This window comes from Corynebacterium sp. NML 120412, assembly GCF_002285155.1.
Classification (GTDB): domain Bacteria; phylum Actinomycetota; class Actinomycetes; order Mycobacteriales; family Mycobacteriaceae; genus Corynebacterium; species Corynebacterium gottingense.
The window spans coordinates 1,233,670-1,250,659 of sequence record NZ_NSGL01000001.1 but is presented as its reverse complement, the minus strand read 5'-3'; the positions used below and the strand labels follow the sequence as shown (position 1 = coordinate 1,250,659).

At 61.4% G+C, this 16,990-nt stretch carries 10 protein-coding genes; 7 read left to right on the top strand and 3 right to left on the bottom strand.

The window, feature by feature from the left end; translation table 11 throughout:
* Nucleotides 1–41: 41 nt before the first annotated feature.
* Complete coding sequence (locus CKJ84_RS05700) at nt 42–1,613, top strand: carboxylesterase/lipase family protein (RefSeq protein WP_095546200.1); 1,572 nt, start codon at nt 42–44, stop codon at nt 1,611–1,613.
* 146 nt (nt 1,614–1,759) lie between these two features.
* Nucleotides 1,760–2,566, top strand: a complete 807-nt coding sequence (locus CKJ84_RS12215) for a hypothetical protein (RefSeq protein ID WP_095546199.1) — start codon at nt 1,760–1,762, stop codon at nt 2,564–2,566.
* Nucleotides 2,567–2,576: 10 nt separating this feature from the next.
* Here the strand turns inward: CKJ84_RS12215 and CKJ84_RS05690 are convergent, their stop codons facing one another.
* Complete coding sequence (locus CKJ84_RS05690; protein WP_233125510.1) at nt 2,577–3,095, bottom strand: hypothetical protein; 519 nt, start codon at nt 3,093–3,095, stop codon at nt 2,577–2,579.
* A gap of 117 nt (nt 3,096–3,212) precedes the next feature.
* On the opposite strand from CKJ84_RS05690, the gene CKJ84_RS05685 reads away from it, so the two are divergent.
* The 5 genes from CKJ84_RS05685 to CKJ84_RS05665 all read left to right on the top strand — a co-directional run bounded on the left by CKJ84_RS05685 (nt 3,213) and on the right by CKJ84_RS05665 (nt 8,171).
* Nucleotides 3,213–4,427 carry an MFS transporter gene (locus tag CKJ84_RS05685; RefSeq protein WP_095546198.1) on the top strand — a complete coding sequence of 405 codons (1,215 nt, stop codon included), beginning with the start codon at nt 3,213–3,215 and terminating at the stop codon, nt 4,425–4,427.
* 1 nt (nt 4,428) lies between these two features.
* Nucleotides 4,429–5,424, top strand: coding sequence for a nucleoside hydrolase (locus CKJ84_RS05680; protein ID WP_095275885.1), 996 nt, complete (start codon nt 4,429–4,431; stop codon nt 5,422–5,424).
* 170 nt (nt 5,425–5,594) lie between these two features.
* Nucleotides 5,595–6,371 (top strand): glycosyl transferase family 9, encoded by a 777-nt coding sequence (locus tag CKJ84_RS05675; protein ID WP_095537063.1) that lies wholly within the window; start codon nt 5,595–5,597, stop codon nt 6,369–6,371.
* Complete coding sequence (locus tag CKJ84_RS05670) at nt 6,364–7,044, top strand: energy-coupling factor transporter transmembrane component T (protein WP_233125509.1); 681 nt, start codon at nt 6,364–6,366, stop codon at nt 7,042–7,044. The genes CKJ84_RS05675 and CKJ84_RS05670 overlap by 8 nt, the downstream gene beginning before the upstream one ends.
* Complete coding sequence (locus CKJ84_RS05665; RefSeq protein ID WP_095546197.1) at nt 7,035–8,171, top strand: ATP-binding cassette domain-containing protein; 1,137 nt, start codon at nt 7,035–7,037, stop codon at nt 8,169–8,171. The genes CKJ84_RS05670 and CKJ84_RS05665 overlap by 10 nt, the downstream gene beginning before the upstream one ends.
* A gap of 824 nt (nt 8,172–8,995) precedes the next feature.
* On the opposite strand, the gene CKJ84_RS05660 is transcribed toward CKJ84_RS05665, so the two are convergent.
* Complete coding sequence (locus CKJ84_RS05660; protein WP_198949241.1) at nt 8,996–12,412, bottom strand: SNF2-related protein; 3,417 nt, start codon at nt 12,410–12,412, stop codon at nt 8,996–8,998.
* On the bottom strand, nt 12,412–16,536 hold the full coding sequence (locus CKJ84_RS05655) for a hypothetical protein (protein WP_095546196.1): 4,125 nt from the start codon (nt 16,534–16,536) through the stop codon (nt 12,412–12,414). The genes CKJ84_RS05660 and CKJ84_RS05655 overlap by 1 nt, the downstream gene beginning before the upstream one ends.
* Nucleotides 16,537–16,990: the final 454 nt, after the last annotated feature.

The window sequence follows — 16,990 nt, the reverse complement described above, 5'->3', positions numbered from 1 at the left end:
CGTCGCTGTACGTGGCCGCGTTCGCGTCTAGGGTGGGGGCTATGTCGAGCGCTGATCAACCGGTGGTGACCACAAGTGCCGGTCGCGTGCGCGGAATTGTCGACCCGGACACGGGGGTCCGCACCTGGCGCGGCGTGCCGTACGGCGCGACCACCGAGGGCGCGGGGCGATTCCGTGCGCCCCGCCCGGTTGAGTCGTGGACCGGGGTGCGCGACGCGAGCGCCTTTTCGCCCCCGGCCATGCAGGGGTTCTTCGGCTGGACGGACAACGTCATCGGCACGGAGGACTGCCTCACGTTGGACATCGTGCGCCCCGACAACGACGAGGAGTTGCCGGTGGTGGTGTACTTCCACGGCGGAACCTTTGTCACGGGGTCGAGCCACGAGAAGGTTCTCCAGGGGCACTACCTGACGAAGACGACGGACATCGTCTACATCTCGGTCAACTTTCGCCTGGGCGTGTTCGGGTACTTGGACTACCGCACGCTCGGCGAGGACTGCGTGGCCAACCCGGCGCTCTTGGACCAGATCCTCGCCCTGCGCTGGGTCCACGACAACGTGGCCGGGTTCGGCGGCGACCCCGGCCGCGTCACCATCATGGGCGAGTCCGCGGGTGGCGCGGCGGTGATCCACCTGATGTGCGCCCCGGCTGCGCGGGGGCTGTTCCACCGCGCGATTGCGCAGTCGCCGCCCGTTGCCAGCGTGCACTCCCGCGTGCAGGCGGCGATGTGGGTGCGCAAGCTGATCAAGGATATGGGCTTGCCCAGCCAGACCACGTTGGAGGCGCTGCGCGAGGCTGACGCCGAGGCACTGGTGCGGGTCGGGCAATCGATGCTGCTCAACCGCAAAGAGCTCGTCCAGTTCAACACCAGCTTCATGCCCACCGTGGATACGCACACGCTTCCCGCGCACCCGATCGACGTGTTCCAATCCGGTGCCCAGGCGCCGGTCCCGCTGATCATCGGCACGAACGCGGACGAGGCCAGTTTTGCCAAGGCGCTGTACCAGACGAACAAGTCGCGCCTGCGCGCGGCGCGCCGGGCGCTGAGCGTCTACGACCCCGACAACGCCGAGGCAGTGCTGGAGACCTACGACTTCGTGGACGATCGCCGGAAGTTTGCCGCCCTCATCGCGGACGCGGTCTTCTGGGCGCCGTCGGTGATACTGGCCACCGAGCATCGTCGCACGGCCCCGACCTGGATGTACCGCTTTGACTACGCGTCGACCACGATGCGCCGGATCGGGCTCGGCGCCATGCACACCTCGGACCTGGCGGCGGTGTTCGGCGATGCGAAGGCAACCCGCGCTTCCAAGTTCGACCCGTTCCAGCCGCGCGAGGAATTCGACGAGGTCAGCGCCGCCATGCAGTTCCACTGGGGCTCCTTCTTCCACAACGCGCATCCGGGCGAGAAGTGGCCGGTCTACGGTTTCCGCAGCGACACGGAGCCCGGCCGCGCGACCGCGATCTTCGCGGCGAAGTCCTCCGTGGAGTACGACCCCAAGGCGGCGCAGCGCCGCGCGTGGGAGGGCTTTGACATGCGCGAATGGGGCATGCACAGGCAGGACCTGGTGGAAACGCTCACCGATTCCATCCCCGACGAGGGCAACGCTTAGCGACGCCACCGCCACCCCCTCAACGCACCTCCCAGCAATTCCCACCGCGCGTGCACCCGTGCTTTGTGCGCGTCGGCCGACGGCGCGGCGAATTCCTGGCTAGGCTGGGGCAGGCCTGGACTGGAGAGTGGAAGGAAACCGCCGCCATGAGCTTTTTCGAGGACATTGCAGCCAGCCTTGACCGTGAAGGGATTGAATCCCGGGTACACGACGACACCATGTTCGTGCCCATCACGTCCGAGGTGGAAATCCAGTTTGTAGAAATCGACCCGCTCCTGCCCGCCGCCAATGTGTACATCGCCGCCGCAGACGTGGACGAGGACGATGATGAATTTGAAGCCGCGCTCGTCGCCGTCGTCTTCTCCGTGGAAAGCGCCGTGGAGACCGTGGCAGAGCACATGGCCACCGACCAGGTGATTACCGTGCTGCGCGACCTCCTCGAGGCTACGGACGAGCGTATTGAGGACCTGGAGTTCTTCCCGGATCGCGTCAACAGCCAGCTGGTGCGCGCCGAGGTCGGCGAAAGCGCCGAGCTGCAGGTCCAGGTCGAGGTGGTGCAGGGGACCGCCACCGCGACGGTCGAGTTCATCGCGCTGTCGGACAACTACGACGACCTCATGGACGACGCGATCGGCGAACTCTGGGAGTCCGACGGCGACGCAGAGCTGACCGAGGAGGATCGACTGCGCCTGTTCGAGACCATCCACAGCGAAGCGGTGTCCGAGGCGGAAATGCTCAGCCTCGGCACGTTCACCGACTTCGACCGGCTCTTCGACGTCCTGTCGCTTGCCGCTGACCAGGCGGAGGAGTGGGAAGGCCAGCTCCTCCCGCTGGAAGACGACGAGGACGAGCCCGACATCTACGACATCTTCGGCCACGACGACGTCGAAGATGATGAAGACGACGACTTCGATGAGGAAGACGACGAGGACGACGGAGACGACGAGGACTAGCCCGGGCGGGCTACGCCGCCGCGAGACCCTCAAACATGGAGGACGGTGACAGTACCGGGACGAAGTCGCCGTCGGTGAGCCAGACGTAGCTGGCCGCGCGGGGTGACGGAAGCTCGTGGACGGCGCCCGCGGCGTCGATAGGCAAAAGCGCGCGCACCCACCCTTCGGCGACGCGGCGGTCCGTGGGGAGTCCGGAGGGGTCGGTGACGCGGACCTCGATGAGAAACGCGGGCACTCGGTCCTCGCCGTACCCGCGGACTCTTGCCTGCGCGCGTGGGCCGACGCGGCGCCGCGAGATGGCGATGGTGAGGTCGGTGGTGTGACCAAGGCGGGGGAGCCGTTTTGTCGGCGGGCGCCAACGCGCAGTGGGCCGCGCGAGCGAGCGCGGGTGGTGGATCATCGCCGTGAGCTGCTGGAGCGTGTCCGGTTCGCGCTCGCGGATGTGCGCGGCGTACTCAGTGGGCAGCGGGGCGCAGTAGTCGGAAGGCTGGGCGGGGGCGATGTGCGTTTTGCTTGTGAAGTTCAACATGCCTGGCACTCTAAGAGGAGAGGTGAACACGGCACCGCACAAATTAGAACACAGTGGCGAACGTGTGGTTGTTCTTGCAGTTTGCTCGCTTGGCGCGTGGGTTTAGGCTGTTTCCCGATGACCCCTACGCCCGAACCTCAGCAGCAGCCGCACACACCGCCACGGCCGGCCATCCCGCGCACCATCTGGGTGCTCGTGGGGGCGGCCTTTCTCATTGCTCTCGGGTACGGATTTATCGCCCCGATCCTGCCGCAGTTCACCGCGAGCTTCGGCGTGTCCATGGCCGCGGCCGGCGCGGTCGTCTCCGTGTTTGCTGCTGCGAGGCTCATCGGCGCGCCCGGTGCGGGCATACTCGTGGACAAGCTCGGCTCGCGGCCGGTCTACATCACGGGCGTGAGTGTGGTGGCGGCCGCGACGTTTTTCGTGGCGTTTGCCACCGCGTACTGGCAGATCTTTGTGCTGCGCTTCATCGCGGGGTTCGGCTCAACCATGTTTACGTTGTCGGCGCAGGCGCTCATTGTGCGGGTGACGCACCCCTCGATACGCGGCCGCGCCAACGCGATCTATTCGTCAGCGTTCCTGTTGGGCAACATCATCGGCCCCATCATCGGTGCAGCCCTGTCTTTCCTTGGCTTCCGCATCCCGTTCGCGGTCTACGGGCTGATGGTGGGCGTCGCGGCGGTGTTCGTCTGGGCGGCCACGCACAATTCACAGGGCCGGGCGCAACTGCCGCCGCCGCTGCCGCCGATGCAGCTGTCCAGCGCGCTGCGCATGCCCACGTACCAGAGCCTGCTGTCCTCGGCATTTGCGCACGGCTGGGTCAACTTTGGAACCCGCGTGTCCATCCTGCCGTTGTTCGCCGCAGCGGTGTTTGCCAACGGTGGGGCGGCCGCAGGGTTTGCGCTCACCGCCTTTGCGTTCGGCACCGCGGTCACGCTGCAGTTCTCCGGCAGGCTCGCGGATAAGCACGGGCGCAAGCCACTTATCGTTGCCGGCTTGATCACTACCGCCGTGTTTACCGGCTCGATGGGGCTGGCCACCGGCGTCGTGCCGCTGCTCGTCCTGTCCGCGCTTGCGGGTGTGGGCAGCGGGTTGATCGGCCCGGCGCAGCAGGCGTCGCTCGCGGACATCATTGGGAATAACCGCTCCGGCGGCAAGGTGCTCTCCACGTTCCAGATGGCGCAGGACGCGGGCCAGATCTTCGCGCCGATTGTGGTGGGGCTGCTCGCCCAGGCCTTTGGGTTTGGCGTAGCGTTTGTGGCCTGCGCGGGGATTGCGGTGGCGTCGATAGGCGTCTGGCTCACGCGCGGAACTGAGACGAAGGAGACTTAGGATGAGAGTGCTGCTGGACTGCGACCCCGGCATCGACGACACGTTCGCGCTGACCTACCTCACCGCCGCGCACCACGCCGGCGAGCTGGAGCTGGACTGCGTGACCACGACCGCGGGCAACGTTGAGGCCGAGCAATGCGCGCAGAATGCCGCGTGGGTGCTTGCGCAGTGCAACCTGCCAGCGATCCCCGTGGCCGCAGGCGAGCCGCAGCCACTCGAGCTTGCGCTGACCACCACCCCGGAAACCCACGGCGAGACGGGCTTGGGCTACGCGCACGCGCCCGCGCGCCACGTGGCGACAGACTGGGACATGCTCTGGTGCGACGCCATCGAGCGCGGCACCGAGGACCTCCACCTCATCGTCACCGGCCCCATGACCAACCTCGCCGTGTTTGCGCGCCGCCACCCGCGCCACTTCGCGCAGCTGCGTCACATCACGGTGATGGGCGGCAGTGTGAACTATCCCGGGAACACCACTCCGACCGCCGAGTGGAACTTCTGGGTCGACCCGCACGCGGCGCAGGAGGTTTTCGCGCGCACGCCGGTGCCCATCACGCTGTGCTCGCTGGGCGTGACCGAGCAGATGCTCCTGGACCCGCCGCGCCTCGAACGGCTCGTCGCGGCGCTGGGGGAGACGCCGATCGCGTCCGCGCTGCCGGAAATCACGCGCTTCTACTTCGAGTTCCACGAGGACGTCGGCGAAGGCTACCGCGCCCAGCTCCACGACCTGCTCACCGTCCTCATCGCGCTTGGTCGCGTCGACACCGCCGTCGCCGAGGCCACCATTGACGTCGAAGCCGCAAGCGAGCTCATGCGCGGCACCGTCGCCGCCGACCTGCGCGGCATGTGGGAGCGCGAGCCCAACGCGCGCGTGGTCACCTCGGCGGACATTCCCAGCGCTTGGGCGCTTGTCGACGCCGCGTTCTCCCTCCACGCACGATTCACCGCAGGAGATGAGCAGCTCAAGGCGGGGTATCACCTCAAGGCGGAGGAATAGCTGGTACACTTTCGCCGTCTGCTTCGCCGAGGTGACATAGGCGAAACCCTGTCGACCACAGGACTAGTTTCCCCTTTTCCGCGTATTACCCCTGGAGAACCCCCATGTCGCACGATACCGACGACCGCCTGCCGTTTCCGCCCAAAGGGCCGGTGAAGCCCCCGACCGACATGGCGCTTGGAGACTGGACCCTGCCACAGCGCCTCCTCGTCATCGCCGGCGCCCTGTGCATCGCCGCAACCTGGGCGTATCTTGTGCTGGTCCGCCCGAGCAGCTGGGACAGCGTCGGCGGATCCACCGAAGCGATCATCACCCTGTGCGGCTACGGGCTGGGCACCGTCCTGCTGCTCGCGGCGACGCTGCCCATGCTTCCGGCGCGCACGCTGGGCCTGATCCCGCTGGCCATCCTCATCAACTCCGTCGTGGGGCAGATCGTCGGCTCGATCGGGCTGCCGCTCTACCTGGACACGATCGGCACCGTGCTCGTTGCCGCGCTCGCTGGGCCGATCGCCGGCCTGACCACCGGCGCGCTCAACAACGTCGTCTGGGGGCTGCTCAACCCGGTGGCGCTCCCGTTCGCGGCGGGTTCCGCGCTCGTCGGGTACCTCGCGGGCGTGTTCATCCACCGGCTGCACGCGCTGCACTCGATATTCACGGTGGTTGGCTACGGCATGCTGCTGGGCCTGGTCGGCGGCGCCGTCGCCGCGCCGGTGGCCGCGTTCGTGTTCGGTGGCACCGCGGGCGTAGGCACCGGTGCGCTCGTGTCGCTGTTCCGCGAGATGGGCGGATCGCTCATCGCGTCGGTGACCACGCAGGCATTCCTCTCGGACCCGCTGGACAAGGTGATCGTCCTCGCGATCGCCTACGTGACGGTGCGGGCGTTGCCGCGGAAGACAGTTCAGGCGTTCGCGCCGCGTCGAAAAGCGCACTCCGCGCAGCGTGATTAATCCTCTCACGGCGCTGGCGGCGGGGGCGTGCGGGTGGATCCTGGTCCTCGGACTGAATTCGCCCGTGGTGTCGCTGGCCATGACGGCTGTCGCGTGCGTGCTCGGGGTGTGGCGCACGCGCAACGCCTCGGTGCCGGCGACGACGGTGGCGCTCGCCGTGCCCGTCGGGCTGTCCATGCTGCTGATCCACGCGCCGTACGGCAGCGAACGCATCGCCCCACTGCTCACTGCGGACGGCCTGGCGGTGGGCGCGGCGCTGGCGGCGCGATTCTGCGCGTTGATGGCGTGCATGCTCGCCGCCGTCGCGTACGTCCGCATCCCCGAGCTGGTCAAGGCGCTGCAGGTGCTGCCCGGCGGAAACAAGCTGGCGTACATCGCGGGCGCGACGCTGCAGCTCGTCCCGCACGGCAGCGCGCAGGTGAAGGTGGTACGCGACGCGCAGGCGCTCAAGCGCGCGCCGGTGTACGCGCGAAACGTGGTGACGCGCCTGATCATGCCGGTGCTCACCGCGCTGCTCAGCCAGGGCGCGAGCCGCGGCGCGGCGTTGGAAACCGCCGGCTATGACTTGCAGGGGAAGCGCACGGTGCTACGGCCGGTGCCGGACTCCGCGGTGCAGAAGGCGCTGCGGATCGTCGCCCCGATCGCGTGCGTGGTGGTGGTCGTATGGATCTGACGCTGCTGCAGCGCGCGCTGAGCACGCACGACCGCGTGCAGGTTGTCGGCGCGTCCGGCTCCGGGATGTCGCAGCTGGCAAACCAGCTGCACGAGGAGTGGCCGAACGTCGGTGTCGTGGGCCAGGACGCTGCGGCGCACGTGACGTACCTGCGCGAGACGGTGATCGAGGAGGTGGCGATCGGCCTGGAGCAGCGCGGCGTCGAGCGTACGGAGATGCAGGCGCGCTGCGAGCGCATTCTTGCGCGCACGGGACTTGCGCATTTGGCGGAGCGCCACCCGGCGACGTTGTCTGGTGGCGAGACGCGCCGCCTCGCGATCGCGTGCGTCGCGGTGCTTGAGCCGGAGCTGCTCGTGCTCGATTGCCCGTTTGCGGGCCTTGATGTGGAATCTGCGCGCTTGATTGAGCAGCTCGTCGCTACCTCCCGCGCGCTGGTGCTTGGGTATCAGCCGCGTGCGATTGGTGGCGCGCAGCTCGGCATTATCGACGCCACACTCACCCCGAATCCGCACCTCACCCCAGTTACGCTTCCCGATCCCGTCGAGCCGCAGCCTGGTCGCATCGACCTCGGCGCCGTAACCGCGGGCCGCCGGGCACCGCAGCGAAAGTGGTGGCATTTTCGGGAACAGCGCGGCGAGCAGTTCCAGGTCGGCCCGGTGGAGCTTGCCCCGCGCAAGGGCGGGGTGTTGTGGCTCCGCGGGCACAATGGGTCGGGCAAGACCACACTGCTGCGCGCGCTCGCTGGCCTCGACGGCAATCCGCCTCAGCCGGTCGGCGTCTCACTCGCGCTGCAGCGCGTGGCTGACCAGGTCGTGGAGACCACCCTCGCGGAGTTCGCTGGCGGCGGCGATGCAACGCATCCGCTCGACCTTCCGCAGGCGCAGCTACGGGTCGCCCAATTGCGCCAGGTCTTCGCCCAAGGCCGGGAGCTCGTGCTTATCGACGAACCCGATACCTCACTCGACGCCACCGGCCGCACCCAGGCGCACCACGTCATCGCGGACGGCCTGCGCGCAGGCCAAGCGGTGATCCTCACCTGCCACGACGAGAGCTTTGTCGACGAGGTCGCAGCCTACGCGGAGGTGGAACCGGTCGTGCTCAAGGCACAAGGGCATAACCCTCATTAGGCGTGTGTTTTGGATGCGCTTTTTTGGTTGACCGCTGCGGTTTCGAGTTCGTTCTCGCAGTGGCAGGACTCGAGCTTGTTCAGTTGCCGGCGATCGAGCCGAGCACTCCGCGCGTGGGGGTGACTCATCATGGGATGGGTATGCCACCGTGCGGTTGCCTGGGCCACCTGTGGATGTGCAGGCGTGTTTGATGCGGCGAAAAAGATGTAGTTGGATGACACGGTGATAGGTGCCTGAAGGCGCAGTACCTGGTGTGGGGTTCTGCGCGACCTGGGCGCTTGAAAAACCCGCATCTGACAGCCCGGCGCCTTCGCTCATCATTTCGAGGATTACACAATCCGCGTACTATAGTTTGGAATTTCGGGGGTCCGCGGCGCTGTTTTTGAATGCGTGAACACCTAGGAATCTGCGGTAAACCTGCTGCTCACTGGTGGCGTACCCGTTTTTGCAACGGTTTTATACCCGTTTTTGCAATTTGCTTGTTACGAGGCTGTTGTTGCGTCGAATAAATGATCGTCAGCTGTTCGTGTTTCTTATGAGCCAGGTCACGGGTATTCGGAGAGATCCACACACTAGCAGTGTTCGGAGCTCCAGTAATTAGCTTCTGGCAGACCTTCGGAGACGTATCGGCGAGTCGTCGCGGATGAGAGCGTTCCACAAGGCGCGAGTAGCCTTGCGGGCGCAGATGCACGGCTCCGTGGAGAGAGCCATAATAATGGGTGGTGGAGGGACGGCGTGTACCCAGATTGCTGGATGGTTTTTGAGAACATTGTTTCTCGGCCCTTACACCGCCACATTGTGGCATGAATTTGCGAGTATCTGCATTAACTCAAATCGTCCTCCTGCGTTGTTGAAGATGGCTCGAATGACATCCAACAAATGAGATGGATATCGTCGTCATTGACCAACGGCTTTTGCTCGGGTTGGGGTGCAGGCTGCAAATTGTTTCTGGTAACCAGTTCATCTAACAGCTTCACCTTCTCGGCGTTACTTGCATCCGAGTCGAGAATGCGACGGATGGCCCGCTGAATTCGGTTGGTGTGCGGTGCGTTGAGACGGTCGGTGACGTCGTTTTGGCGTTCGCCAAGCTCGGCTCCGTAGGTGCGGACATGAACCGCGGCCTCGCGCATTGCTTTCGGAATGTCTGGCCGGGACCCTGCAGGATCCGCTAAATGATTCCATTTATCGACAATATCGGCGCGCGCAATATCCCAAAGCGAGTAAATCTGTGACTGCATTTCGTCGCTCAGGTAGCGCGTTGCGTCGGTGCCTGGATCTGCCTGTGCGAGAGATGCAAGGGTATCGCTGATCACTACTGGTTCAAACTGCCCAGCGTCCGAATACTGAATTATAGGTTGGAAGTTGTCTGGACTAAGCGGGATGTACCGGAACCAAGGCAGAGGGTGGTCGGCTATTCGGGCGCAGAACACCACACCGGCTTCTCTGCCCGAGCGTAGACAACCTGAGCCGCTGCCCCATGGCAAGTGTTCGATTGCCCGCTTTGTCTCGGAAGACTGAAGCATTGTTTCGAGTGTGCGGCGGTAGTCCTCGCCCGACAAGGCAGCGGAGCTACCACTCGCACGGAACAGCGAAGCATCGCCGCGGCGAAGCTCCTCGATCGTGTCTCGAGTTTCCGTGAAGGTGCCTTCCCGGCCTTCTATTCCCGGCAAAATTCCGGCGCTTGCCCCGAATGATGCATTAGCGAGTTTCAGCTTCCGTTGGATCTTCTGTTCCAGACCGAGCATCTTGTCAAGGTGCTGGTCGGGGAAGAAACAGCGGAGGTAAATGGTGTTATGAGGAGAACCAATGCGGTCAATACGCCCGTGCCGCTGTACAAGACGCATTGGGTTCCAAGGTAGGTCGTAATTAATGATGTTGCGTGCCTGCTGCAAGTTGACACCTTCCGCAAGCACATCGGTAGCGACCACTACGTCGTAAAGATCGTCATCATCTTTGCTACCAGCAGTCTTGGGGGCAAAGTTTGCGATTTCCTCTGCGCGATTGTGAGCGTCATTTCCTGTGACCAATAGGAGACGGTCGGCGTATGGGGCGAGGGTGGCGTCGGTAAGCATTCGCTTCTTTAGCTCTGCTTCGAGATACGTGGCGGTATCTGCAAAATACGTGAAGATGAGCACCTTGGTTTTGTCGCGTCGCTCTTCGTCAGTATGACCTTCCTCTTCGGCACGCTGCACAATCTGTCGTAGTTCCTCGATAAGGGCATCGACCTTTGGGTCGGATTGTGCTTGCAGCGTAGATACTTGGTCGCGCATGTGGCAGAGCAGCTCTCGGTCCGAAGCACAGAAACTACGCAGCGTGTCGGTGTCGTATTCAGCCGAACTGGTGGCATCGCCGGACGTAGTGTCAATCGTTTCAAGGAATTCAGCCAGATCGTCAGAATCGCTGGAACCCCAATCGCGTAGTGCTTGTCCGGTGAGCACGTAACCGTGATCCAGCGCATCAATGAAAACGTCGTGGCTGGCAATCAGCTTGTTCAATGTCGCGATGTACGCCACGGTGGAAGACTCAAAGCGCTTCAACAGCGCTGACCGGAGCAGGCCCGCGTTCTGTTGCTCGTACTGCTCCTCCTCGAAGCCACCAAGTCGGAAGCGAGAAGGTACGTACCGCGCCATGGTGAGCACTTTGCCTGGTGCCACCGTGATTACACCCGATGAGTCAGCGTCGTCGTCGATGTTGGCACCGAGCGCGGTGGCGACATCATCGAAAAGCCCAGGCATTGCTTCGTCGAGGTTGTAATCGACGCGTAAAACCTTTGGTTCGGGGAAGGAAATTGTTTGCAGCTCGCCGTTGACGTAAACCTGATCATTCCGGTAGTGGTTCTTTACAAACTCGCGGGTACGACGGACTGCCACTTTGTCCAGAACGTCGAAAAGGTGCTCCGGCGATAGATCGTCCGGGTGCATGTCCATCGCGCGCTTGAAGTACTGCTGCAAAGATGGCACACCAATGTCGGAGAACTGAGCATCATTGGTCACGAAGTAGGAGATGAGGTTGTACACATCCTGCAGACTGTTGTTCACCGGAGTAGCGGTGAGCATGATGATGTCCTTCGGCGACTGGCCCTCGACCACCCTACGCATGGCATCAGCGCGATTCGATGATGCGTTGCGCAGACCATGGGCCTCATCCACAACCACCATCGCATACTCGTCCAAGTTCTGCAGCTTTGACCCGGTGGTGCCCGCGCCCTCAACGTGGTTGACCAAATCGTTGTACGAGACGACGTCGGCGGCGAGGTTGTACTCGCGCAGGAACGGTGCCCAGGTGGAATCGCGCAGCGTTGCCGGTGCAACGATGAGCACCTTCTGGCGGCGCGTAATCACAGCGTCGTGGATCAACTCCCCAGCGAGGAAGGTCTTACCCAAGCCGACCTCGTCTGCGATAATCACACCGTGCAGCTCTTCTAGGATCCGTCGCGCCCGCCAAGCACCGTCGGACTGGAACTTGGTTAGCTGCAGTTTGGAACCGCGCCGGTCCTTCTTTTCGTCTTCGAGTTGGGCGTTGTAGCGCTCCCAAAGCATGCGGCCGAAAATGACCTCTGGCGAGTGTGGATGCCAACGCTCGGCATATAGGCCAGCGAGATCAAATGGTGAGGCCTTGGCCCAAATGTCCTCGAACCATTCTTCAACCTGGTCAAACGTGTGGTGTTGGTTGGTGCCGATGTTCAGCTCGCGGTTTGAGAACATCCCAGCGCCAGTAAAGTTCGACGACCCTGAGAAGACAGCCTTGAAGCGCTTCCCGCCATTCACCAAGAAAGCTTTGCCGTGTAGAAACTCGGTGGTCAGGCGCCTAACTTCGACCTTCGGGTTGCCGTCTTCATCAGTTGAACGAAGCCAATCCACTAGATCTTTCGCTGCTTGCGTGGTGGCGACGCTGAAACCTAAAAGGTTTCGGTCGAGTTCCAGATCTCGACCGTGAGCTGCGATGGCATTTCGCGTTGCGGCTGAGACCCTACGGCGGCCCGTTGGCCTACCCTGCAACGGTTCAACTGCGGGCGTGCTGTCCGGCTCCGCTCCGAGAAGTAGACGGACGTGCGCCATCTGGTTGAGGCCCTCTTCTATCCCCTTGAAACCAGACGGATTGAAATACGCGGACACAATGTCCAGCGTTGGAGGGAGCTTCAAGTCCTCTTTTGTACCAATCAGGAATTCGTTCAGAGGACCCGCGACAGTGATCCCTTTATCTCGGTCATTGGTCAGGAAGGTTGGCATTCCATCGCTCATTAGTTTTCCTCCAAGGCATCGAAAGACTTCTGGGTACGAGCAAGGTCATCGCTGTAGTCCCAACCGATATGAAACGTCTCAAACAGCAAGGTCAGTTGCTCCCGGTTCAAGCCATAAAGCTTTGCGACGATCGCGTCATTCTCCGCAATCAATTCCCTCTTCACTTCCGGATCGTTAGCAGAACCAACAGGCACACCAACTGCTTCGGCCCATTCGGCGTACCGGTCGTCAACAGCAGCGAGCCGACCTGAGTTTTCGATGAGGCGTCGCTCGAGCACGCCTTTGGGGTTGGTGTCTGGGAACGGGAGAGACCTGAGGACACCAAGTGAAACTTTGTTTTCCACTATGCGCCGAGCGTTCCAGTCGAATGGGAGAGAACTAATTACCCCTAACACTAGAGCCTCCAATGTTTTGGAACTTGTTCGATTGAAGAGGTAAGGGGCCTTTTCCACTAGTGCTATACCACCGGGGAGTAGACACGTGAGGAACGTCCGGGTATCGGTGGAGCGCGCAACGTCTCTGAAGGCGATTCGCGGCTGCTGGAGCGGAAGCGTCGATCGATCGGCAGCCCAGGCATTTGAGAATCCCTCGAACGCGCCCCCTTTTCGTACTATCTGTCGATCCCTGCGATTCAGAATCAGGTTCGTAATCGTGTCGTAGTCCGCCGTGGCGTAGATTTGGCCTGAGCCAGGCTCCCAAAGGTTAAAACTTTTCCCGGTCCAGACCTCGAGATTGCCCCGGTGATTCTCAAGATCGAAATCAAAGTAGCGCTTCTCTTTTGAAGTATCCAACTCCCTCACGAATCGGAAATCTTTAGCAACGTTGGCGACTTCGAAACGGGGGGATTGCTGCATCTGAAGGAAGACCTCTTGTGCATCAACAGAAGGGATTAGCGGAACTGCAAGGGATGGGGACCAACTCGCAAACTCTGCCTCAGCCACGGAAATGCTCAGTTCTTTTTTGTTTGTGGTGCCTTCAATAAAATGTTCGAAGCTCCGGTATGGGCCATGGAATCGGACTCTGTCTCCATCACCTCGCTCTGCGGTGATAATTGCGATGGTGAACTGCGGGTGGATCTGAAAGATCCATTGCCGGTTGTTGACCGCTATGCAGATGTCTTCAAATGAACCGTTGGTGAGGACTTCCCTCCGCCACTGTTCAGTACCAGAACCAGATAGCGCTGCGCGCGGTGCCACCACACCGATGCGGCCCTGGTAACGCAGGATGTCCCAATCACGCCATAGAAAGATCTTGTACAGATCAATATCGCCTGCTCCGATGGGGTACTGGCTCTTCTTGAGGACTTCGGCCTGTGCAGCAACTTCAGATTTCTCGCGCTCATACGCGGAAGCGAGGTCCGGACGCTTTTCTCTAGCGCTTTGGATTGCGGCATTCTTCTCCGATTGCTTCATACTGCGTAGACCGGGGATGCGGATTGTCCACCACGTGTGCTCCTCCACTTTGACCTTGTCCCAAGGTGGGTTCCCCAGCACCACGTCGAAGCCAGGGCGCTCGCGGGTCATCACTTCAGGGAAGGCGAGCGGCAGATGCAACACCTTCAGTGCTTCTAACCGATCCTTGGTTTCCTGCCCTAACGTAACCTCCATCTCATCCAGGTCCAGGAATGGGCGGGGCTCCTCAAATCCAAGGTTGATGGCCAGCGCGAAGTTGAAGAGCTCGCGCATGGACTGGAGGTCATTCCAAATCCGCTGATACTCCTCGCGGGCTGCGCAAATCTCCGCAATTGTTCCTTCGAAAGCCATTCCTAGACGGCGGAAATCCATTGCCGCGGTTTCGAGGTGCTCTGAAATTATGGAGTGAGCTAATGAGTAGGCGGCACCAGAAAATCTGTTGTCACTTCGGACTATTCGGCCGTCGGGGGACAGTACATCAAGGAGGTCCTGGACATGCGTGAAACCGATTAGCGCGTTGCCGTGAACAAGACGTTGGCCAAGGCTTGCCATGGGGAGACCCGGAACGAACGTGCGGATCCAGATGGCGAGGCGAGCCAGTTCAACGGCCATGAGATTGAGGTCGATGCCGTAAATGCATCGGCGGGCGACCTGGCGGCTCAGAATTCGATCAAGGCTGATGTCAACGGCTGACGACTGTTCATTCTGCGCGTCTGGGTCGATGCCTACACTGACAAGTGATTCGCGGGCTTGCTTCTGTAAGGTTTCGAGTTCACGAGCAACTCCTGGAAGTTCATGTTCGGTGAGAAACTGGGCGAAAGCGGTGCTCACTCGATCTACTGCAGCAACCAGGAAGTGGGCAGATCCCATTGAAGGATCGATGACACGGAAGTCGAAGAGTTTTTCGGCGACGCGCTCGGTTGGCTCACCGCTTTCGACCAGGTTACGAACCTCTTCCAAGTGCTTCTGTAATACCGGCTCCAAGGCCTGATCCAGCAGGTAGTTCACCGCGAAACTAGGGGTGAAGTAGGAACCGGTAGCCTTGCGCTCACCCGAGGCTGAGTGGAAGTAGATTTGCCCAGCACGAACCGCAGGGTCAGTTGTCCCAGCGGGCGCCGGAACGTAAACGCCTTTTGTTTTCCCTTTCTCCGACACCACCAAGTCCTGCTCAGCAAAGCTGATCTCAGATTCCAGTAGGCCTTCGTACAGGGTGCCGAAAGCAGTGACGTCCAAGGCACGGAAATCGATGGGGCCGCGCTCGTCACCGGAAGCGTCGACAAGCAATGCCTCAAGTACAGGTGCGATGAACTGGTCAGCGACTCTCAGCCGAGTAGTCCAAGGATTGAGCGGGTCTGGACCTTCCGGACGGAACAATCCGCCGTTGTACGCGGGCACGTTGAGCTCGAGGCTGCCTTTGTCTACAGCGGCCCACAAAACTTCCAAGCGGTCCCAAAGTACGAAGCTGTCTGCACCCGAGTATGCGTGGGGATCCCGAGTGAGCTCGCGCGCCAGCGCGGTGAGTGAGACTTTTCGGTAACTCGGAGAAAGGGCGTAGGGGAGAAGACCCTCGTCCTCTGCGTAGGCCAGGAAGATCAGCCGGAAGAGGATGACGAGTGACCGGTGGTAGGCATCATCGAGCTCGTCCTTGTTTCGGGCACCGAGTGCATTTGCAACTCCGACTGACAGACCTGGAATGACGTCAGCGTAAACGCGCTCTTTGAGGCGGTCAATGAGCGCGACTGCGTGAGTCTTTGAGCTTTCGAGGATCTGGTTTGTGGTCCCATCGATCCTCAGAGCGGCAGCGGAGAAAAGCAGAGTGAGGTACCCGGCAGTGTCGGCTTCAAGCTGAGAAAGGTCGAGTTGCAAGTAACGGTCCGATAATGTGCCACCGGAGACTGGTTGGGATTCTTTGGTGGGGTAAAGCCGGATGCGATTGTCGCTTTGGACCACCACCCAGTCCACACCAGCATCGCGAGCGATTTTCTGGGCCTGGCGGACGGGGGATTCGTTGCCGAAGCGTGTAAGCCGCTGGTTGAACTGCTCATTGTCTTGCAAAAGCGCTGCGACTGCATGGTTCTCGCCGTCGGACGTAAGGAAAGTCAGTGAGTGGGGACCGTCGGTGAGCGTATATCCAAGACGTCGGAAGAGGTCTCGGCCCTCGGCAGTAAGAAAACTAAACGACGCATCACAATTTTGCTGCCAATCGGCGCGATGGGGGACGCCATGGAGCAGCTCGTGCGTTGCGAACAGACCAGAATTAATCACGCCAGTAGATTCGTCGTCACTACCAAGGTTCTTCAGCAGTTCCTGTGCTCGGAGGATGGCGGCGTTGTGTTCACTCTTCGAAAGCGCGGCGGCCAACGCGGTCTCAACCTTCGAAACGGGAATGTCAAAAAGCACTTCGTCTTGCTCGGTGGGGCCAGCGAGCGCACTCTTGTCATCGTAGAGAACGGCAACGACAAACCCGGGTGCGCTGCGTCCTCGGGTGGCCCAGAGCGTGCGCATATCGCTAGTTGTCGGCCGGGATGCCGAAAGTGCTGAGGCAACTTCTAGAGGTTGCCCCTGATTCTCGCCCCTGTGACTGAGGATGTATCCGGGAATGAGTTCGGAGGACCAGCTAATATCAACCCCACGCCAGTCAGAATCAACGATGCTTTCATTCTCAACGAGCTCCGCTAGAAAATCCTCTAGGCGACTCTGGTCCATGGTCATCCGCACTCCATTTGTTTTGTAAGTTCGCAATCGCGAAACCAATCACATTCCGAGGTTAGCCGGTGAAGAGTATTAGGGGGCACAACTCTCCCGGATTTCTAGTCAAGTTGTATCAAGGAAATGGATGCAGGTGGAGCCGCATTGCGAAATGAAACGCTGTAGACCGTGCGCTCCGGGAGGCAATGGGTGACTACAACCAAATTATCCTCTCGGCTCAACTGCTGCATCTCAGCGAAAGCCACACTGGCGTTGTTCTGCAGCCAAACTTTCAGTAGCGATATAAAACCCGGGGCTTGCACGCTTCCTGCATGGATATGTTCTCCGCCAAAATGCGGTCTTCCCCGAGGCGGACCACACAGTCGATTGAATCCTGGTGAAATTTCTTTGGTACTCTCCAGATTTTTCGCTCTACTCAAACAGAACGAAACCCGCGCGCCAGTACAACCGACGCGCG

Excerpts from the sequence above, each read along its gene's own strand:
- CKJ84_RS05675 (WP_095537063.1), top strand. The coding sequence starts at position 5,595 with ATGGCGCTTGGAGACTGGACCCTGCCACAGCGCCTCCTCGTCATCGCC.
- CKJ84_RS05685 (WP_095546198.1), top strand. The coding sequence starts at position 3,213 with ATGACCCCTACGCCCGAACCTCAGCAGCAGCCGCACACACCGCCACGG.
- CKJ84_RS05690 (WP_233125510.1), bottom strand. The coding sequence starts at position 3,095 with ATGTTGAACTTCACAAGCAAAACGCACATCGCCCCCGCCCAGCCTTCC.
- CKJ84_RS05680 (WP_095275885.1), top strand. The coding sequence starts at position 4,429 with ATGAGAGTGCTGCTGGACTGCGACCCCGGCATCGACGACACGTTCGCG.
- CKJ84_RS05660 (WP_198949241.1), bottom strand. The coding sequence starts at position 12,412 with ATGAGCGATGGAATGCCAACCTTCCTGACCAATGACCGAGATAAAGGG.
- CKJ84_RS05700 (WP_095546200.1), top strand. The coding sequence starts at position 42 with ATGTCGAGCGCTGATCAACCGGTGGTGACCACAAGTGCCGGTCGCGTG.
- CKJ84_RS12215 (WP_095546199.1), top strand. The coding sequence starts at position 1,760 with ATGAGCTTTTTCGAGGACATTGCAGCCAGCCTTGACCGTGAAGGGATT.
- CKJ84_RS05655 (WP_095546196.1), bottom strand. The coding sequence starts at position 16,536 with ATGACCATGGACCAGAGTCGCCTAGAGGATTTTCTAGCGGAGCTCGTT.
- CKJ84_RS05665 (WP_095546197.1), top strand. The coding sequence starts at position 7,035 with ATGGATCTGACGCTGCTGCAGCGCGCGCTGAGCACGCACGACCGCGTG.